Annotated in this window: 15 protein-coding genes; 14 read left to right on the plus strand and 1 reads right to left on the minus strand. The window is 56.4% G+C overall.

The window, feature by feature from the left end; translation table 11 throughout:
- Positions 1-14 precede the first annotated feature (14 nt).
- From ACNQPL_RS18165 to ACNQPL_RS18225, 13 genes are all read left to right on the plus strand, one after another.
- Entirely contained in the window at positions 15-1475 is a 1461-nt protein-coding gene (locus tag ACNQPL_RS18165) for an MBL fold metallo-hydrolase (protein ID WP_416467463.1), read from the plus strand.
- Between the two features lie 212 nt (positions 1476-1687).
- On the plus strand, positions 1688-2728 hold the full coding sequence (locus ACNQPL_RS18170; RefSeq protein ID WP_416467464.1) for a Wzz/FepE/Etk N-terminal domain-containing protein: 1041 nt from the start codon (positions 1688-1690) through the stop codon (positions 2726-2728).
- 83 nt (positions 2729-2811) lie between these two features.
- On the plus strand, positions 2812-4083 hold the full coding sequence (locus ACNQPL_RS18175; RefSeq protein WP_416467465.1) for an O-antigen translocase: 1272 nt from the start codon (positions 2812-2814) through the stop codon (positions 4081-4083).
- Positions 4080-5297, plus strand: a complete 1218-nt coding sequence (locus ACNQPL_RS18180; RefSeq protein WP_416467467.1) for a glycosyltransferase family 4 protein — start codon at positions 4080-4082, stop codon at positions 5295-5297. The genes ACNQPL_RS18175 and ACNQPL_RS18180 overlap by 4 nt, the downstream gene beginning before the upstream one ends.
- 7 nt (positions 5298-5304) lie before the next feature.
- Positions 5305-6600 (plus strand): hypothetical protein, encoded by a 1296-nt coding sequence (locus ACNQPL_RS18185; RefSeq protein WP_416467468.1) that lies wholly within the window; start codon positions 5305-5307, stop codon positions 6598-6600.
- Between the two features lie 21 nt (positions 6601-6621).
- Positions 6622-7656: a polysaccharide biosynthesis protein gene (locus ACNQPL_RS18190; protein WP_416467470.1), complete on the plus strand. Its 1035-nt coding sequence runs from the start codon at positions 6622-6624 to the stop codon at positions 7654-7656.
- A 5-nt stretch (positions 7657-7661) separates the two neighbouring features.
- The gene (gene wbjC, locus ACNQPL_RS18195; RefSeq protein WP_416467472.1) at positions 7662-8774 is read left to right on the plus strand and encodes a UDP-2-acetamido-2,6-beta-L-arabino-hexul-4-ose reductase; all 1113 of its coding nucleotides are present in this window, start codon (positions 7662-7664) and stop codon (positions 8772-8774) included.
- Positions 8775-8799: 25 nt separating this feature from the next.
- A complete protein-coding gene (gene wecB / locus ACNQPL_RS18200) occupies positions 8800-9930 on the plus strand; it encodes a non-hydrolyzing UDP-N-acetylglucosamine 2-epimerase (protein WP_416467473.1) in 1131 nt (376 codons plus the stop codon).
- Between the two features lie 6 nt (positions 9931-9936).
- A complete protein-coding gene (locus tag ACNQPL_RS18205) occupies positions 9937-11157 on the plus strand; it encodes a glycosyltransferase family 4 protein (RefSeq protein WP_416467474.1) in 1221 nt (406 codons plus the stop codon).
- A gap of 44 nt (positions 11158-11201) precedes the next feature.
- Positions 11202-11798 (plus strand): sugar transferase, encoded by a 597-nt coding sequence (locus ACNQPL_RS18210; protein ID WP_416467491.1) that lies wholly within the window; start codon positions 11202-11204, stop codon positions 11796-11798.
- Complete coding sequence (locus ACNQPL_RS18215; protein ID WP_416467476.1) at positions 11795-12418, plus strand: acetyltransferase; 624 nt, start codon at positions 11795-11797, stop codon at positions 12416-12418. The genes ACNQPL_RS18210 and ACNQPL_RS18215 overlap by 4 nt, the downstream gene beginning before the upstream one ends.
- An 89-nt stretch (positions 12419-12507) precedes the next feature.
- Positions 12508-13683, plus strand: a complete 1176-nt coding sequence (locus tag ACNQPL_RS18220) for a DegT/DnrJ/EryC1/StrS family aminotransferase (RefSeq protein ID WP_416467477.1) — start codon at positions 12508-12510, stop codon at positions 13681-13683.
- Between the two features lie 50 nt (positions 13684-13733).
- The gene (locus tag ACNQPL_RS18225; RefSeq protein ID WP_416467478.1) at positions 13734-15731 is read left to right on the plus strand and encodes a polysaccharide biosynthesis protein; all 1998 of its coding nucleotides are present in this window, start codon (positions 13734-13736) and stop codon (positions 15729-15731) included.
- Between the two features lie 77 nt (positions 15732-15808).
- Here ACNQPL_RS18225 and ACNQPL_RS18230 read toward each other — a convergent pair whose 3' ends face one another.
- Entirely contained in the window at positions 15809-16975 is a 1167-nt protein-coding gene (locus ACNQPL_RS18230) for an EpsG family protein (RefSeq protein ID WP_416467479.1), read from the minus strand.
- Between the two features lie 407 nt (positions 16976-17382).
- Between ACNQPL_RS18230 and ACNQPL_RS18235 the strand changes: the two genes are divergently transcribed.
- A complete protein-coding gene (locus ACNQPL_RS18235; RefSeq protein ID WP_416467480.1) occupies positions 17383-19395 on the plus strand; it encodes a polysaccharide biosynthesis protein in 2013 nt (670 codons plus the stop codon).
- Positions 19396-19580: the final 185 nt, after the last annotated feature.

Below are 19580 nucleotides of genomic sequence, written 5' to 3' on the forward strand. Positions count from 1 at the left end.
GAGCGCGCAGCAGTATGGAATTTCCTGCCCTTTCCCATCATGGTGGCACTCGAGGCGTAACCGGCTCCTGTCACCAGCTGCACCTCGACGCCACCATCAGCCTGTTGATCGATTGTGGGCTGGAGCAGGGTGCCGATGCGGCTCCCGGATCAGAATTTGCCCCCATCGGCTTTGATATAGCCGGTATCAAGGCGTTGATCATCACCCATGTTCACCTCGATCATGTCGGTCGCATTCCGGCATTGCTGGCTGCCGGCTACCGCGGCCCCATCCTGTGTAGTGAGCCGTCGGCCAAGCTACTGCCACTGGTGCTTGAGGATGCCTACAAGCTCGGTATCAGCGCAGATCCCATTCAGGTCGATCGTTACCTTGCGCTGGTGCAGCGGTTGATGGTGGCAATACCCTTCGAGCAATGGCACCTGGTGGCCGAGCAGGAGGGCGTGGCATGTTCCATCCGCTTGCAGCGCGCGGGCCACCTGTTGGGTTCTGCCTACGTAGAATGCGACGTGCGCTATCCCGGCGTCGAACCCAGCTCGCGCGTCGTTTTCTCCGGCGACCTCGGTGCGCCGGGCAATCCCCTGCTACGCGCCGTGAAGCCCCCTGAGCGCGCCGATATCCTCATTCTCGAAAGCACCTATGGCGATCGCCTGCACGCCGACCGCAGCGATCGCCAGCAGCGCCTGGAGGCCGTTATCGACCGTGCCTTGGTAGATGGCGGCACCATTCTCATTCCAGCCTTCAGCCTGGGCCGAACCCAGGAGTTGCTGTACGAGATCGAAGACATCCTCCACCGCAAATCGCTACAGGCCGAACAAAGGCAGGGGCCTGCCGATGATCCGCTCGCTGCGCTCGACTGGTCGCGCTTGCCGGTCATTCTTGACTCGCCGTTGGCCCAGCGCATCACCCGCGCTTACGCGGAGCTGCACGAATACTGGAACTGCGAGGCTCGGCAACGGTTGGGGGAAGGGCGTGACCCGCTCGGGTTCGGGCAGTTGGTTTGCGTGGATACACATGGCAAGCATCAGCAGGTGGTCAACTATCTGAAGAGTACCGGGCGGCCGGCTATCGTGATTGCTGGGAATGGTATGTGCTCGGGTGGGCGGATCGTTAACTACCTCAAAGCGATGCTGGGGGATCCACGGCATGAGGTGGTGTTTGTGGGGTATCAGGCGAAGGGGACGCCGGGGGCGGTGATTCAGGCTAGTGAGGGGGCTGAAGGGGTTGTGAAGGTTGAACTGGATGGACGGATGTATGAATTGAGGGCAAAAGTCGTAACTTTGCGGGGCTATTCGGGGCATGCGGACCAATTGGGGCTGGTTCAGTTTGCCATCGGGCGGAGAGATGTAGTCAGGCGGGTGATCCTGGTTCATGGCGAGTATCAGGCAAAACGCCTGTTGGAGGCTGCGTTGCGCCGTTATGCCACGACAAAGGGGGGTGATCTGCAGGTGTCCATTGCCGAGGCGGAGCGGCGCTAGCAAGCTTGGCGCATTCAGGCGTCGATGGAGGATTTTTCAGGTTGCCCCTACTTTGCTGCCAGCTTTCGCTGTAGTGTAGGCGTCGCAATGCTTGCCGCCTTTCATCAACCGATGGCGGGCGCAGAAAGGCATCAGCGGCCTCACTGCAGGGTAGACGCCGCGCGTGCTTGTTCTCGATTTCAAAAATAATGATTCAAGGAACAGTAGAGCCAATGCGCAATGTAGCCGAGCGCCAGAACGGTAATGACGATATCGATCTCTTCCAGTTGGTCCGCCTGATAGGAGGGCAGAAAGCCTTGGTGGTTATTGTGACGATTACCGTCACTTTGTGCGCGTTGGCTTATGCGATGTTATCGACGCCTATCTATGAGGCGCGGGTTGTGGTGCGGACGCCGACGCAGGACGACATTTCTCAGATCAATATCGGTCGCGGCGAAGGTACCGGACTTGGACTTCTTAGTGTCAAGGATGTATATGGTGTCTATCTGAGCAATTTGCAGTCCCAGGCATTGCGGCGTAAGTTCTTCCAGGAAGTTTATCTGCCCAGCTTGGTTGAGGGGGCCCGTCAAGGCTCGCAAGATCAGCTGTACGCAGAGTTCAATAAAATCTTGGCGGTTTCGGTTGTAGGGCCAACGGCGCCTGATCGCTACAGTGTGGTCGTTACGTTGCCGAACCCTAAAGTGGCCGCAGATTGGGTGGCGCAATATTTGCAAATGACTAGCGACTGGAGCAAACAGGAACTGGCCAAGGATCTGCGTGCGGATGCCCTGGGGAAGGCTGAAAGGCTGGGTCGCCAGATTGACGCCGGCAGGAATGCGGCTCGCAAAGTGCGCGATGATCAGATTGCTCGTTTGACAGAAGCCTTGAACATTGCCCGATCGATAGGTCTTGAAAAACCCCCATTGATTGCCAACACGCTTTCGACCGAGGTTTCTGCCGGCATGGAAGGCACCCTCACTTACATGCGCGGAACCAAAGCGCTTGAGGCTGATATCGACAACTTGCGCAAGCGGACATCTGATGATCCATTTGTGCAGGGGCTGCGAGAAAATCAGGGGACAATGCAATTTTATCGTGACCTGCATGTTAATACGGACGCTGTGCGCCTGTACCGTCAGGACGGCGCTATTGAGGTGCCGGATCGTCCAGTCAAACCGAAGAAAACGTTAATCGTTTTGTTGGGGGTTGTGGCGGGTCTTTTGCTCGGTATCTGTCTTGCGCTCTACCGGGGTGCCCGTAATCGCACCACATGAAGTATTAGGTTGGATACTCGCCGGATTTGAGTATAACGGGTTCGACGTGCTGGATCTGTGCAGGTTACATATTGCAGGGAGCAATGAATGAGGCGTCAAATTTGTCAAGAATAAAAGCGGGCTTTTACTTTGGCTCCACCGTCCTCGTCAAGACACTTGCCGGTTTACTGGTTATCAAGATGCTTGCCTCGAAGTTGGGGCCGGAGGGCTTTGGGCTGCTGGGCCAGTTAATGACAGTAGTTGCTATCGTAGGGATGCTCGCGGGTGGCGGCATCACCAACGGCCTGATCAGAGTGCTGGCCAAAGCGCCGCTGGGTACAGCCGAGGGCAGAGCCTGGTATGCTTCGGCCTATACGCTGACAACCTTTGTCTGCTGCGTCTCAGCGGTCTTGATCGCAGCGGTGTCCCCGGTACTGGCCGATTATCTAGTTCCAGGCGTTGGCCTGATGCTTTTCATCGTGCTCGCGTTCAGTCAGGCCTTGATAGGCTACGGTAACCTCCCTTTGGCAGAGGCTAGCAGCCGGGGGGGCAGCGCTACTTTCTCGCTGATTAATGTGAGTGGCACGCTGGCAGGTGCGGCACTGGTAATTGCTGCGGTCTACTACGGCTCCTTCAAAGGAGCTGCCTACTCGGTGGTATTGATGCCAGCGATGGTGGGCGTGTTTGCGTTGTTGTATGCCGCGTTTCGGAGGCGTGAACTGATCTCCTCCTGCTCCTGGTCTGTGGCGCCGGAGCGTATAAAACTTTTGCTATCGTTCTCCATGGTTACGCTGATAGGAGCCATATCCGTTCCGCTGGCCCAGCTGTTCATTCGGGATGTACTGGCGCGCGCTATGGGTTGGGAGCAGGTGGGGCAGTGGCAGGGTGTCATCAAGCTTTCAGACGTGTACATGCAATTCATGGGCGTGGTGTTGATCAATTTCGTTTTACCCCGCATTGCTGCTGCAAGTGATGTGCGTCATGTATTCAAGGAATGGTCGGTTAGCGTCTGCGCGCTTGTCGGCGTGCTGCTTGCAGGGTTTGCCGTGTTCTACTTGCTGCGCGACTTTCTCATTACGCTGGTGTTCTCCAGTGATTTTCTGCCTATGAAAGCACTACTGGCGCCGCAGATGGCGGGTGATGTCTTTCGTACCATAGCGGCATCCATATCCTATTTGTTCATGGCGCGGGGCCTTGTGCGTGTGTCCTTTGCCTTCGAGCTCGCCCAGGGAGTAGTTCTGGTCTGTGCATTCAGCCTGTTCTTCAATAGTCAGGGCGCCCTGGCTCCTGTCTACGCGCACCTGCTCACTTACTTTACGCTGTGTGCGGTGATGGCCGTTGGTTTGTTGTTCTGGATGAAAAGGAGAGTCCAGTGAACATCGTGATGCTTTGCACGAAATTTTCCTTGCGGGAGAACGATCCGTGGCTGACCAATGAAATGGCTGAAGCATTGCAGGGGCAAGGGCATACCGTCACGGTGATCAACCTCGATTGGGCCGCAGCGGCGGGAGAGCCCGACCATAAGCTGCGCACCTCAGGCGGAGTGCAGGTGGTATCGGTTGCACCTCTGCTTGTGCGTTCCCAGCTTCCGATGTTGCCGAAAATGCTGAAATGGGCGGGTTCCTCGCTCAGGGTTGTGAAATTACTGCGTGAAGTGAGTCGAAGTCGCTCCATCGATCTACTGATCGGCTTTTCGCCGGCAGTAACCATGGCGTTACCGTTGCTCTGGCAGTGTTATAGGGGACAGGCAAAGTCCTATATGGTGCTGTGGGACTTTTTCCCGCACCATCAACAGCAGATTGGCCTGATGCCTTCAGGATTGGTCTTTTCCATTGCCAAATGGTTTGAGAGTGCATTGATCCGTACCTTCGATCATATCGGCTGCATGTCTCTTGCCAATGTTGCTTATCTTAAGAAACACTACCGCTTACGCGCTGCTCAACACGTTCACGCGCTGCCGATATGGGGGCGCAACACGGCTGTCGCTCCCATTGACCGCCAGAAAACAAGGCAAGCGACGGGTCTTCCGCCGGACCGCCCCATTTTGGTTTTTGGTGGCCAGCTGGTGCACGGCCGGGGCGTTGAGGACTTGTTGCAAGTGGCACGGATCGCGGCGCGCGAAGGATCACAAAGTTACTACCTCATCATGGGTAGCGGACCCTTGGAGGGGCAGGTGAAGGCCTACCTGGAAGAAGGCCACGACAACCTTTGCTGGATCGCCAGAGTTCCACGTGAGCGCTACCTGGATATCGCACAAGCCTGCGATGTGGCATTGGTCTGTACTGTGCGGGACGTGGATGTGCCGAGCTTCCCTTCGAAAACTATCGACTATCTACGTGTGGGGTTACCCATAGTCGCTTCGGTCGAGCGAAGCACCGATTATGGCGACTTCGTGGTCGAGCAAGGGGTGGGTGTGAGGGTGGAGGCAGGGGATCCCTTGCGGCTTCATGAATGCATCGAACAATTGCTGACAGACCCGCAGCGCCTGGCCGGAATGGCGAGTCGGGGGCCGAAATGCATGGCAGAGCACTTCGATGTCGAGCAAGTTGCCCGACAGTTGATTAACCAAGTAGGACAATCGGAGTATTAGGATGCCAATGCTCTCGACCACCTTGAGGCTGACTCCGCTTTGGCTAGGTGTCTTGTACCTGAGTGCAACGATTGTTCTGTTCTTCTTTGGCCCCTTCGATTGGCCGGTGAATAATGGTGAAGTAGTCTTGGGTTTCCTCTTGATTACAATTTTGGCCTTGGTGTTGGGCTACACGTTGAGTGGCTACGCTCTCACCCCGGGGCGGCCATTGCTCAAGTGGCGTTTGTACTACCGCGCAGGCGCATTGGCCAGCATCGCCTTGCTGGCCCCTTCGACGTATGTGTATACAGGCAAATGGCCGTGGGAAGTATTGAGTGTCCTGACTGATCAGAGGGCCGCTTATCAGGAAATGCTCACAGCGCTGGAAGCCAATGAGTCTGGGATTCGCAGTTATGTTTCGCTCGCCCGAGCACTCTTGGCACCGTTCGTCTGCTGCGTTGTCCCTTTCGCGATTCTTAACTGGCGGACTTTGACGTTGGTGGATGTGGTGCTGTTGTCCGGCCACATCGGTGCTGTCCTGATATTTTCGCTAATGCGTGGTACCGATCGCGAAACCGGAGAGCTGTTGGTCTTTGTGGGCGGCACTGTCATGGTGCTGGCCGGCCATGCCATGATTCGGCGCGGGCGGTTCCCTTTCAGTGCTGGGAAAGTGGGCGTGGCTTCACTGCTGCTAGCGGTGTTGCTTAGCTCAACATTGTTCCTCTTCATTGAACGCAAGGAAGCGCGGATGGGTGGAAATGGCATATTCTGCATTGCTGAAGGCGTGGTCTGCTCACAGCGCTCGCCCAGTGATGGCCCTCTCGCAGATAAATTGAACTTTACCATGGAGATGCTATCTGCCTACATGGCCCAGGGCTATTACGGGTTATCCCTTGCGCTGCAGGAAGATTTTACCTCGACGATGGGCCTCGGGCATTCATCGTTTCTGATGAGCAATTTTTCCAAAGCGGTTGATGACTCGCTCTATCAGCGCAGCTACCTTAACAAGGTCAACCTGGCAGGCTGGAGTGATACCGCCCAGTGGTCGACAATGTTTACCTGGATTGCTAGCGATGTTGGTTTTCCGTTGGTGCCGTTGGTGATTCTGATAATGGGCTTTCTTTGGGGGGGGGCTTGGAAAAGCGCGTTGTTCAATGGTAGCGAAGCAGGCACCCTAGTGTTCCTGTTCTTGACACTTTCGGTTTTGTACGCTCCCGCTAATAATCAACTCACGCAAACGCTGGATTCCTATTTTGCATTTGTATTCTGGTTGTTTATCTGGTTGAGTCAGCAACGCAGAGAGCCGGCCTTGGTTAATGCCTAATTACAAATTTATGAGGTTGTCATGTTTAAAGGTAAAACACTGTTAATCACCGGTGGAACCGGCTCCTTTGGTAATGCCGTCCTCAAGCGTTTTCTTGACAGTGATATCGCTGAAATTCGGGTGTTCAGTCGTGATGAAAAGAAACAGGATGACATGCGCAAGCGCTACGCCAGTAGCAAGCTGAAGTTCTACATCGGTGATGTCCGTGACTACCAGAGCATCCTGAACGCCAGCCGGGGTGTAGATTTCATCTACCACGCCGCTGCGCTAAAACAAGTACCTTCCTGCGAGTTCCACCCCCTGGAGGCGGTCAAGACCAACGTTCTTGGTACCGAGAACGTGCTTGAGGCGGCCATTCAGAACGGCGTCAAGCGCGTTGTCTGCCTGAGTACCGACAAGGCAGTCTATCCGATCAATGCCATGGGTATCTCCAAGGCCATGATGGAAAAGGTCATGGTGGCCAAGTCGCGCAATGTGGATAGCGAGCGCACTGTCATTTGCGGCACCCGTTACGGCAACGTTATGGCCTCGCGTGGTTCGGTCATCCCGCTGTTCGTCGAGCAGATCCGCGCCGGCAAGGCATTGACCCTGACAGACCCCAACATGACCCGTTTCATGATGACCCTGTCCGATGCGGTTGACTTGGTACTGTTTGCCTTCGAGCATGGTGAAAACGGTGACTTGTTCGTGCAGAAGGCGCCAGCAGCTACCGTACAGACCCTGGCCGAAGCGCTGACCGGGCTGATGGGCAAACCGGAGCATCCGATTCAGGTGATTGGTACCCGCCATGGCGAAAAGCTTTATGAAGCACTGCTCAGCCGCGAAGAAATGGTCTGCGCCCAGGATATGGGCGACTACTACCGCGTGCCGCCAGACCTGCGTGATCTGAACTACGCCAAGTTCGTGGAGCAGGGTGAGGAGAAGATCTCACGCACTGAAGATTACAACTCGCACAACACCGAGCGGTTGGACGTCCAAGGCATGCAGCGCCTCCTGCTCAAGCTCGAGTTCATGCACGCCATCCAGCGTGGCGAGCACGCCGTTCCGGAGGAATGACCGCCATGAATGTCTTGATCACAGGCGCCGACGGTTTCATCGGCAAGAACTTGGTGGTGCATCTGCAGGAGCAGCAGGGTGTGGTGATTGACACCTACACCCGTAACGATGATATCGCCAGCCTGCCGGGCAAGGTGGCGCGCGCCGAGTTCGTATTCCACCTGGCTGGCATCAATCGCCCTCAGGATCCACAGGAGTTCACCACCGGCAACGTTGACCTGACCCGGGCTCTGGCCGATGCCGTGCGGGCCACCGGCAGGACGATCCCGCTGCTCTACACTTCATCGACACAGGCGGCTCTGGATAACGTATACGGGGCAAGCAAGCGGGGTGCCGAAGAAGTTCTCGCGGATCTCGCGCAAGCGACAGGTAGCCCGGTGTATCTGCTGCGCTTGCCGAATGTCTTCGGCAAGTGGGCGCGGCCGAACTACAACTCCGCCGTTGCGACCTTCTGTCACAACATTGCCCGGGATCTCCCCATCCAGATCAATGATCGCGATGCGCACATCAGTCTGGTCTACATAGACGATGTCGTCCGCTGCTTCCTCGATGTAATGCGCGGAGAGCACGCAGGCAAGGACTCGGTCGAGGTCCAGCCGAAATACAGCGTCAGCGTTGGCGAAATTGCCGACCACTTGCAGGCGTTCAAGACCACTCGCGACAGCCTGATCACCGAGCGCGTAGGGACCGGCTTTTTACGTGCGTTGTACTCCACGTACGTCAGCTATTTGCCAGAGGATCGTTTCACCTACGAGGTCCCCAAGCATGGCGATGAGCGCGGCGTTTTCGTCGAAATGCTCAAGACCCATGACAGCGGCCAGTTTTCTTACTTCACCGCGCATCCAGGTATCACCCGCGGGGGCCATTACCACCACACCAAGACCGAGAAATTCCTGGTCATCAAGGGTACTGCCAACTTCCGTTTCCGCCACATGGTAACGGGCGAGTTCTATGAACTGCAGACCTGTGGCGATAAGCCGGTAATCGTCGAGACCGTGCCTGGCTGGACCCACGACATCACCAACATCGGTGATGACGAGATGGTCGTCATGCTCTGGGCCAATGAAATCTTCGACCGAGCCCTCCCAGATACCTACGCCAAGCCACTGACCGCTTGAGCGGCTGCATCAGTAAGGAATAGAAATGAAAAAGTTGAAGGTTGTCACTGTCGTGGGGACGCGCCCGGAGATCATCCGCCTGTCCCGGGTCATTGCTGCGCTGGACCAGCACTGTGAGCATGTTCTGGTGCACACCGGGCAAAATTACGATTACGAGCTAAACGAAATTTTCTTCAATGATCTGGGCATCCGCAAGCCGGACCATTTCCTCAACGCGGCCGGTGCAACGGGCGCTGAGACCATCGGCAATGTCATCATCGCGGTGGACAAGGTGCTCGCCGAAGTCGCGCCCCAAGCGATGCTGGTGCTAGGCGATACTAATAGCTGCATGGCCGTCATCCCGGCCAAGCGCCGCAAGATTCCGACCTTCCACATGGAAGCCGGCAACCGCTGTTTCGACATGCGTGTACCGGAAGAAATTAACCGCCGCATCGTCGACCACACCGCCGACATCAATCTGACCTACAGCACCATCGCCCGTGACTACCTGCTGCGCGAAGGATTGTCTCCGGACATGGTGATCAAGACCGGCAGCCCGATGTTCGAAGTGCTGAATCATTACCGGCCAGCGATCAACGCGTCCGACGTGTTGCAGCGCCTTGGGCTGGAAGAAGGCCGTTTCTTCGTGGTTAGCGCCCACCGTGAAGAGAACATCGACACCGACAAGAATTTCCTCAAACTGGTCGATGTGCTCAACACCGTGGCAGAGCAATATGACCTGCCCGTGATCGTATCCACGCACCCCCGTACCCAGAAGCGTGTCGATGCGCTGGGGGTCAAGTTCCACGCCAACGTGCGCTTGCTCAAACCACTTGGGTTCACTGACTACAACAAGCTCCAGCTGTCGTCCAAGGCAGTTCTGTCTGATAGCGGCACGATCAATGAAGAGTCCTCGATCCTCAATTTCCCCGCGCTGAACCTGCGTGAGGCGCACGAGCGCCCTGAAGGTATGGAGGAGGCGGCAGTAATGATGGCCGGGCTGGAAGTGGAGCGCGTGCTGCAAGGCCTGGCCTTGCTGGAAAGCCAGCCGCGTGGAGAGCTGCGTGGTCTGCGCCTGGTCGAGGACTACAGCATGCCGAATGTTTCGGACAAGGTGGTACGGATCATCCACAGCTACCGTGACTATGTGATGCGTACCGTCTGGAGAAGGTACTGATCGCCCATGGCCACGCGTATCCTGCTGTTGACCCAGTGGTTCGATCCGGAGCCGACTTTCAAGGGACTGGTTTTCGCTCGTGAGCTAGTGGCCCAGGGGTTCGAGGTGGAAGTCGTCACCGGCTTCCCCAATTACCCAGGCGGTCAGTTGTACTCGGGGTACAAGGTCAAGCTTCTACAGCGAGAAGTGATCGATGGCGTTAACGTCACGCGCGTGCCGCTCTATCCCAGCCATGGGCAAAGCGGCATCGGGCGTGTACTCAACTATGTAAGTTTTGCTGCGTCCAGCTTGTTATATGGGTTGTTCGGTGCGCGCAAACCGGATGTCATCTACGCTTACCACCCGCCGTTGACGGTCGGTATGTCTGCGGCACTCATACGGCTGTTTCGTAGAGTTCCGGTGGTGTATGACATCCAGGACATGTGGCCGGATACCTTGAGGGCCACTGGCATGTTCTCCAATGAGAAGGCGCTGCGGCTGGTCAGTCGGGTATGCGACTGGGTTTACCGCCGTGTTGACCAGATCGTGGTGCTTTCGCCTGGGTTCAAGCGCTTGTTAATCGAGCGGGGTGTCCAGGCTGCAAAGATTGATGTGATTTACAACTGGTGCGCAGAAGATATGGTGTGCACAGCAGTTGCAGACAAGCCTGGGAACTTTCCGAGTAGCGACACCTTTCGAGTGTTGTTCGCTGGCAACATGGGCAAGGCGCAAGCACTCGATGCACTGATGGATGCGGCAGCGATTCTCAAGCAAAGAGCGGCTAATGTATCCCTGGTCTTTCTGGGGGGCGGTGTCGAAGTTTCGCGCTTGCAGGCTGTTGCGCAGCAAAAGCTGCTCGACAACGTGATTTTTTTGCCAGGCGTCCCCATGGCAGAGGTCGGCGCGTATCTGGCCAGTGCTGATGCGTTGATGGTACACCTGAAGAAGGACCCGCTTTTCACCATTACCATACCGTCGAAGACTCAAGCTTACATGGCTGCCGGCAAGCCGTTGATCATGGGAGTTGAGGGAGACGCGGCGCAAGTTGTGTGTGATGCGGGCTGCGGATTGATAGCTGAGCCGCAAAACCCCCAAGCGCTGGCGGATGCCTGTATAGAGCTCAGCCTACTAACTGAGCAGATGAGGGCTGAGATGGGTCAGAGAGGGAAGGAGTTTTATCGTCAGAAACTTTCGTTGGAAGTGGGGGTGCAACGCTTTGGCGAACATTTCAGGCGCTTGGGCAAGTAATTGTCCGAACCAGGGTCGGGCCGATGAATTGGTTAGGTATTGAGATGTTGAAACGATTGTTCGATGTGATTGCCGCGACGGCGGGCCTAATAGTGCTGTCGCCAGTCATCGTCATCGTGGCGATGATGATCCGGCACAAGCTTGGCTCCCCGGTATTGTTTCGTCAGGTACGCCCCGGTATGCATGGCAAGCCTTTCGAAATGGTCAAGTTCCGGACGATGCGCGATGCGCTCGATAGTAGGGGCAATCCGCTACCTGACGCCGAGCGGATGACCCGCTTCGGCAGCTTTTTGCGTTCGAGCAGTCTCGATGAGCTGCCCGAGCTGTGGAATGTCGTAAAAGGCGATATGAGCCTGGTCGGCCCCCGCCCGTTGCTGATGGAGTACCTGCCCTTGTACGACACCGAGCAGTTGCGACGTCATGATGCACGCCCAGGTGTTACCGGCTGGGCGCAGATCAACGGTCGCAACGCGTTAAGCTGGGAAGAGAAGTTCAAGCTGGATGTATGGTACGTGGATAACCGCTCGTTCTGGCTGGACCTCAGAATCATCTTCCGTACGGTAAAAAAAGTCGTCGTACGCGACGGTATCAGTGCGCAAGGCGAAGTCACCATGTCCAAATTTACCGGTTCGCGAAAATGAATCGGCTGGCGATTCTGGGTGCCAGCGGCCATGGGAAGGTAGTGGCAGATGCAGCAGCGTTGTGCGGCTGGGAGCACATCGAGTTCTTCGACGATGCCTGGCCTGAGCGTACGGTGTGCGGAGCGTGGTCTATCGTCGGGGATAGTGCACAGCTGGTTGCTGCGGTTGATACTTATGCAGGCGTGGTCGTGGCTATTGGCAACAATGCTATCCGCGCCGCCAAACAGCAGTTGCTCGTACAGGCTGGCGCTGTGATGGCAACCATCGTCCACCCTGCTGCCGTAGTAAGCAAGCACGCGCATCTTGGCGATGGCAGCGTGGTGTTTGCCACTGCCGTGATTAACCCGTTTTGCGAAATCGGTGACGGCGCCATCCTCAATACTGGCTGCAGCGTTGATCACGATTGCAGCCTTGGGGCGTTCGTGCATGTTAGCCCTGGCGCGCGCCTGGCAGGCCAAGTGCAGGTCGGCGACGAAAGCTGGGTCGGCATAGGCGCCAGTGTGCGGCAACTGACCTGCATCGGCGCGCGTGTCACCGTCGGCGCTGGGGCGGTGGTGGTGTCCGCTGTTGCAGACGACCTGACTGTTGTCGGCGTTCCAGCACGAGAATTAGGCAGATGAGCACGATCAGCGTTATTGAACCAAGCATTCATGGCTGGCGCAGCGAGTCGCCAGTATTTTCGAAAATTCTGGATAGCGAGTAGATCACTGTGTTGAATACTTCTTTTGCCCCTTGGCCATCATTCACCGATGAAGAGGCCAATGCGGTTCGCGATGTTTTGCTGTCCAACCGGGTTAATTACTGGACAGGCCAGGAATGCCGCCAGTTTGAGCAGGAGTTCGCTGCCTGGGCCGGTACAGCCCACGCGATAGCGCTTGCAAACGGTACCGTTGCGCTGGACTTGGCGTTGAACGCGTTGGGTATTGGCAAAGGCGACGAGGTGATCGTCACGCCGCGGACTTTCCTTGCTTCGGTGTCAAGTATCGTCAACGCCGGGGCAATACCGGTATTTGCAGAGGTCGACAGGGATACGCAAAACATCACTGCAGAGACCATTCGCGCTGTACTGACGCCGCGTACCCGCGCCGTGATCTGTGTACACCTCGCCGGTTGGCCATGCGACATGGATCCCATCATGGCATTGGCGGCCCAGCATGGTCTGAAAGTGATCGAAGATTGTGCGCAGGCGCACGGTGCAAGCTACAAGGGGCGTTCAGTTGGCTCCATCGGACACATCGGCGCCTGGTCGTTTTGTCAGGACAAGATCATGACTACCGGCGGTGAAGGCGGCATGGTCACGACTAATGACCGAGAGCTTTGGGCAAAGATGTGGGCGTTCAAGGACCATGGCAAAAGCTGGGAAGCGGTCTATCAGCGCGAGCACGCCCCCGGTTTCCGCTGGTTGCACGAGAGCTTCGGCACCAACTGGCGGATGATGGAGATGCAAGGGGTTATCGGCCGTATTCAGCTGCGCCGCATGCCTGATTGGAACAAGGCTCGCACAGCCAATGTCAGCGCTATTTGGGAATGTGCGAAGGGGCTTAAGGGCTTGCGCGTGCCTGTTCCAGAGCAGGGGATAGTCCATGCAGCCTACAAGTGTTACGTTTTCGTCGAACCTGGTGCACTACGTTCAGAATGGTCGCGTGACCGTATACTGGGGGAGATCACGGAGCGCGGTGTACCCTGCTTTTCCGGCTCCTGTTCGGAGGTCTATCTGGAAAAAGCTTTTGATGGCACCAACTGGCGCCCAGAGCCGCACCTGAGCATTGCTAGAGAGCTGGGAGAGACCAGCCTGATGTTCCTGGTGCACCCGACGTTGAGTGCTGCTGAAATCGAGAAAACCTGCCAGGCATTGAAAGACGTGATGGCGTTGGCAGCGGCGTAACGCTCTGCAACTGTACGGAACTTTGTGGAGAATGGCATGGAAGTGCAAGCATGATTGATAGACTGCGCGTCTGGTTGCTGGCCTTGCCCAGGCGTCACAAACGCCTTGTTCAAGTATTGGCAGACCTCCTGCTGGTCTGGGCGGCCCTATGGCTGGCTTTCCTGGTCAGGTTGGGTATCGATGAACTGGCCAACCCGGTTCTGGAGCACGCATGGCTGTTTATCGCTGCTCCTGCCGTTTCCATTCCCCTATTCGTTCGATTCGGCATGTACCGGGCCGTCATGCGGTATTTCGGCAACGAAGCCCTGATCGCAATCATCAAAGCGGTCAGCTTGTCTGCGTTGATACTGGGGCTTGTGGTGTATTGGTACAGCAATCATGAGCACCTGGTGCCGAGGTCGGTCATTTTCAACTACTGGTGGCTTAGCCTGATCATGGTGGGCGGGCTACGGCTCGCGATGCGCCAGTATTTTCTTGGGGACTGGTTCGCTGCAGCGCAACATGTGCCATTCGCCAATCGGCAGGACGGCCTGCCCCGGGTTGCAATCTACGGGGCTGGTGCCGCTGGCAACCAGTTAGTGGCGGCGCTACGGATGGGCAAGGTCATGCGCCCGGTGGCATTTATTGACGATGACGACAGTATTGCTGACCGGGTGATTTCGGGCTTGCAGGTCTACAAGCCTGAGCATATCGAGAAAATGCTTGATGTTACCGGGGCGCAAGAGATTCTGCTGGCTATTCCTTCTGCCAGTAGGGTACGGCGCAGGGAAATCCTTACTTGTCTTGAGCCGTTTCCGCTCCATGTGCGCAGTATCCCAGGGTTCATGGACTTGGCCAGTGGCCGGGTCAAAGTGGATGACATTCAAGAGGTGGATATTGCGGATTTGCTGGGCCGGGATGCAGTGCCTGCACAGGAAGATTTACTGGAACGCTGCATCACAGGGCAGACGGTGTTAGTCACCGGGGCAGGCGGCTCGATAGGGTCAGAGCTGTGCAGGCAGATCCTCAGCCTGTCGCCGACGACCCTGCTGATGTTCGAGCACAGTGAGTTCAACCTTTACAGTATTCAGTCTGAGCTGGAGCAGCGAATAGTTCGTGAAGGATTGACCACGCGGGTATTGCCAATACTCGGTTCGGTGCGCAATCCCAGATTGCTGTTGGATGTGATGCACAGCTGGAAGGTAGATACGGTGTATCACGCCGCTGCCTACAAGCATGTACCGATGGTCGAGCACAATATCGCCGAAGGTGTGCTGAACAATGCCATCGGTACCCTCAATACTGCTCAGGCCGCATTGCAGGCAGGCGTTGCCAATTTTGTGCTTATCTCGACAGATAAGGCCGTACGCCCGACAAACGTGATGGGCAGCACTAAGCGCCTGGCCGAACTCGCTTTGCAAGCCTTGAGCCATGAAGCGGCACCTGTGCTGTTCGGTGAAGAGGGGAATGTGTCTCGGGTAAATCGCACACGTTTCACCATGGTGCGGTTCGGTAACGTGTTGGGTTCGTCTGGTTCAGTGATCCCGCTGTTCCACAAGCAGATTCAGGCCGGTGGCCCGGTTACGGTCACGCACCCAAAGATAACGCGTTACTTCATGACGATTCCCGAGGCTGCGCAACTGGTGATCCAGGCAGGTTCCATGGGGCAGGGCGGCGATGTATTTGTCTTGGACATGGGCGAACCGGTCAAAATTGTCGAGCTCGCCGAGAAGATGATTCATCTGTCGGGCCTAAGTGTGCGGTCCGAACGAAACCCGCATGGCGATATCAACATCGAATTCAGTGGCCTGCGGCCTGGCGAGAAACTATTTGAGGAACTGCTGATTGGTGACAATGTGATCGCCACGCGTCATCCGATGATCATGAGCGCGCAAGAAGATTGTTTGCCTTGGGACATCATGAAGCAGCGGCTGACGGCGTTAATCGCAGCGATCGATACGGACGACTACGTGACGATTCGGCAGATCCTGCGTGAGACCGTGGCCGGCTATGCTCCTCAGGGGGAAATTGTCGACTTCATCCATCTCCAGCGTCGTCTGGAACCTTGAAAGAAAATACTACGAGGTGACCCGCTGAGCGCCTCTTGATGCTGCGCAGGCGCTTTAAGAGCGCCTGTCGGTAGTCTTCAGTTGTTCTGTGGCTTAGCTGCCTCAAACAGGCGATAGTATTCAAGTGTACGTTCACGGCCATCGCCTGGCGCGTTCGTCCACTCCTTGAAAATGTAGGATTGATACGGGACAAACGGCAGGGATGCCGGGGATCGCAGGAACATCCCGATCGCCACCAAACTGATCGTCATTACCAAAACGAAGGCCGGGATTCTGATGGGCATGCGTTGTGTGGCTAGAATATCATAGATAAGAACCGCCTGAACGAAGGCGGCTAGGTAATGTACGCGGTTCCAGATAAGTGCGAAGTCGAAAAGTAGCGCTTGTGCAAAGATCAGGCAGAGCAGAAAGGTCCCCAGCAGCACATAGCGGGGTGATTGGAGGTCGAGTGTATATCGGGAAATCACCAAGAGCGCGCAGTTAAGCAATATGAAACCGTAGCCCGCTATAGACCTGGGCGACCCACCGAAGTCTGCATAGACTGCCAGCTTCGCAGAAATAAACGGGATATCGAGGCTACTACCTAGCGCGAGGGTCGCCTGGCCAATGCCTGCTGGTGCGATGCAGTAAAAAGCGAAACATACCGCTGCAACGGCGCCTGCATGATGCAGAAGCGGACGCAGCGCTTTACGCAAATATACGACTCCGTAGATCAATGCTGAATATTGAAAGCCAACAGCGACCATGAACCAGAGCACGGACCACCTGGATTTACCATCGGCCAACAGAACCAAGCATATGAGCATGGCCGATACGGCAAGAGACTGGCGAATGGTGCCTAACTCGAGTGGCAGAAATACCCAGCAAAATACATACGCCAGTCCAAATGCCACGCGTATATCAAAACGCTGAAGAAAATACGCTGCACATATAATATTAAGGGTGCCGACAACCAGCAAAAATAGTTGGAAGTTTCCAATCTGGGCGATCACGTAGTTGAGGAGGTAATAAAGTGGCTCCATCGGTACCACATCCTGTGGCTGGGCCAGGAACGGGCTTTGCGCGATGGCATTGAAGTAACTTTCGTACACCATCCAGTCAAAGCCTGTCTCAAAACGCAAAGCGCAGATGAACCAGACCAGCGTTACACCCAACACTAAGCTTATTCCGGTACTGCGCATCGACAAAATGCCCGGCGTCGCCATCAGCCACAGCGCGAGGGCTACACAAAGGTAGAACAACATCTTGGCCTCTCAGGTCTGGCTACCAGACAGTCATAGGGAGTAGTTACCAAACAAGGCCGTCGTGGCCATACAGGCGGGTGGACGCGGTAAGTGAAGGAGGCTAGCCACCGGCCGAGTGACTGATGTGGACATTCCGGTGCGTCAGAGGGTTCCATTCACAAAGCGTCAGAAATTCAGGTTCTTGCGGCTGATCACATCCCGTAGTGGCTGAGTCGGGCCAGCACCGCCCAGATGCCTCCTGATAGCGCGATTGATGAAGGAAAGACCTGATAAAGTGGCGTTCAGATAATCGGCATAGATGCGGGTCCGCTTCGATGTAAAAGGTTCGTGCAGTGCTAGCAGGCATGTGATGTGCTTGGTCAGCCCGCATGCAAAGTTATAACAATAAAGTGGTATCTGAGGTTCGTATGGGAAACAGGATCGGCTATAGCATTCGAGAGCGTCTGCAGAGCCTGCCGCGCGGCCACAAGCGCTTGTTGCAGGTGGTGACTGACGTCGGACTGGTTTGGTGCGCTCTGTGGTTGGCCTTCGTGGTCAGGCTAGGGATAGATGATCTGGTCAACCCGTTGATCGAGCATGCGTGGTTGTTCTTGTGCGCCCCAGTGGTGGCTATCCCCTTGTTCATACGTTTTGGGCTCTATCGGGCAGTAATGAGATACTTTGGAAACGACGCCCTGATCGCGATCATCAAGGCGGTTACCCTTTCGGCGTTGATCCTTGGTGTCATCATCTATTGGGTGGGTGACCGCCAGACCATCGTGCCCCGCTCGATTACTTTCAATTACTGGTGGTTAAGCTTGATCATGGTTGGCGGGTTGCGTTTGGCCATGCGTCAATACTTCCTGGGTGACTGGTTCGCTACTGCTGTCCAGCACGTGCCATTCGCCAGCCGTGAAGACGGCCTGCCGAAAGTCGCCATCTACGGCGCTGGTGCTGCGGGTAATCAGCTGGTGGCCGCCCTGCGCATGGACAAAGCCATGCGTCCCGTCGCGTTCATTGATGATGATGCCAGTCTCACCGATCGTGTCATCGCCGGCTTGCAGGTGTATCACCCAGATCAACTGCAACGGCTGATCGAAGTGACCGGTACCCAAGAGATTCTGCTGGCGGTGCCGTCTGCCGCCCGTACGCGTCGAAGGGAGATCCTCACGTTCCTGGAAGGCTTTCCGCTGCACGTGCGCAGTGTGCCTGGCTTCATGGACCTGGCCAGTGGCAAGGTAAAGGTCGACGACATCCAGGAGGTCGACATTGCGGACTTGCTGGGCCGTGACGCCGTGCCGGCACAAAGCGACCTGCTGGAGCGTTGCATTGTCGATCGAGTGGTAGTCGTCACCGGCGCAGGTGGCTCGATAGGTTCCGAGCTCTGTCGTCAGATTATTGGGCAATCGCCTAGAACGTTGCTGCTGTTCGATCATAGCGAATTCAACCTTTACAGCATTTTCTCGGAGTTGGAGCAGCGTATCGCTCGTGAGTCGTTGTCGCTCAGCCTGATCCCGATCCTGGGATCGGTACGCAACCAGGCACAGATGCTCGACATCATGAAAACCTGGCACGTCGACACGGTCTATCACGCTGCCGCCTACAAGCACGTGCCCATGGTCGAGCACAACATCACAGAAGGGTTGTTGAACAACGTCATCGGTACCCTGCACACGGCCCAAGCCGCCCTGCAGGCCGGCGTTGCCAACTTCGTGCTGATATCTACCGACAAGGCCGTGCGGCCGACCAACGTAATGGGCAGTACCAAGCGGCTAGCAGAAATGACCTTGCAGGCCCTCAGCCAGGAACTGGCGCCAGTACTGTTCGGTGACAGTGGCAACGTATCGCAGGTCAACAAGACCCGTTTCACCATGGTGCGCTTCGGTAACGTGCTGGGCTCGTCCGGCTCGGTGATCCCGCTGTTCCACAAGCAGATCAAGGCCGGTGGGCCGCTGACGGTCACCCATCCGAAGATCACGCGGTATTTCATGACCATTCCCGAGGCCGCTCAGCTGGTCATTCAGGCGGGCTCGATGGGCAAGGGCGGGGACGTGTTCGTGCTCGACATGGGCGAACCGGTGCGCATCGTCGAACTCGCCGAGAAGATGATTCACCTGTCCGGTTTCAGTGTGCGCAACGAGCGCAATCCGATGGGTGATATCACCATTGAGTTCACCGGTTTGCGCCCCGGTGAAAAGCTGTACGAAGAGTTGTTGATCGGTGACAACGTACTTGCAACGCGCCACCCCATGATCATGAGCGCCAACGAGGACTACCTGCCATGGGATTCGCTCAAGGACTCTCTGCAGCAGTTGCTTGCGGCAGCGTCCAGCGACGACTTCGTACGGGTACGTCAACTGCTGCGTGAAACGGTGATCGGTTATGCGCCTGAAGGCGAGATCGTCGACTGGATTTACCAGCAACGTCGTCTTGAGCCCTGACTGACGGTTGATGCCTGGCCCGCTTTTCCGCGGGCGCAGGCATGAATATTGTCGATTGCCACACCTTCATAGTCCCACGCACCACCCTCAGCCTTTTCCCACCCCCCCAACCCGCGTATCATCCCGTCACAAAATCTGAACCCACCCCACGCCCCCCTCTCGACCCAGTGTCCAGCCCCCCAGCG

The sequence above is a fragment of the Pseudomonas sp. LFS044 genome (assembly GCF_047978245.1).
Classification (GTDB): domain Bacteria; phylum Pseudomonadota; class Gammaproteobacteria; order Pseudomonadales; family Pseudomonadaceae; genus Aquipseudomonas.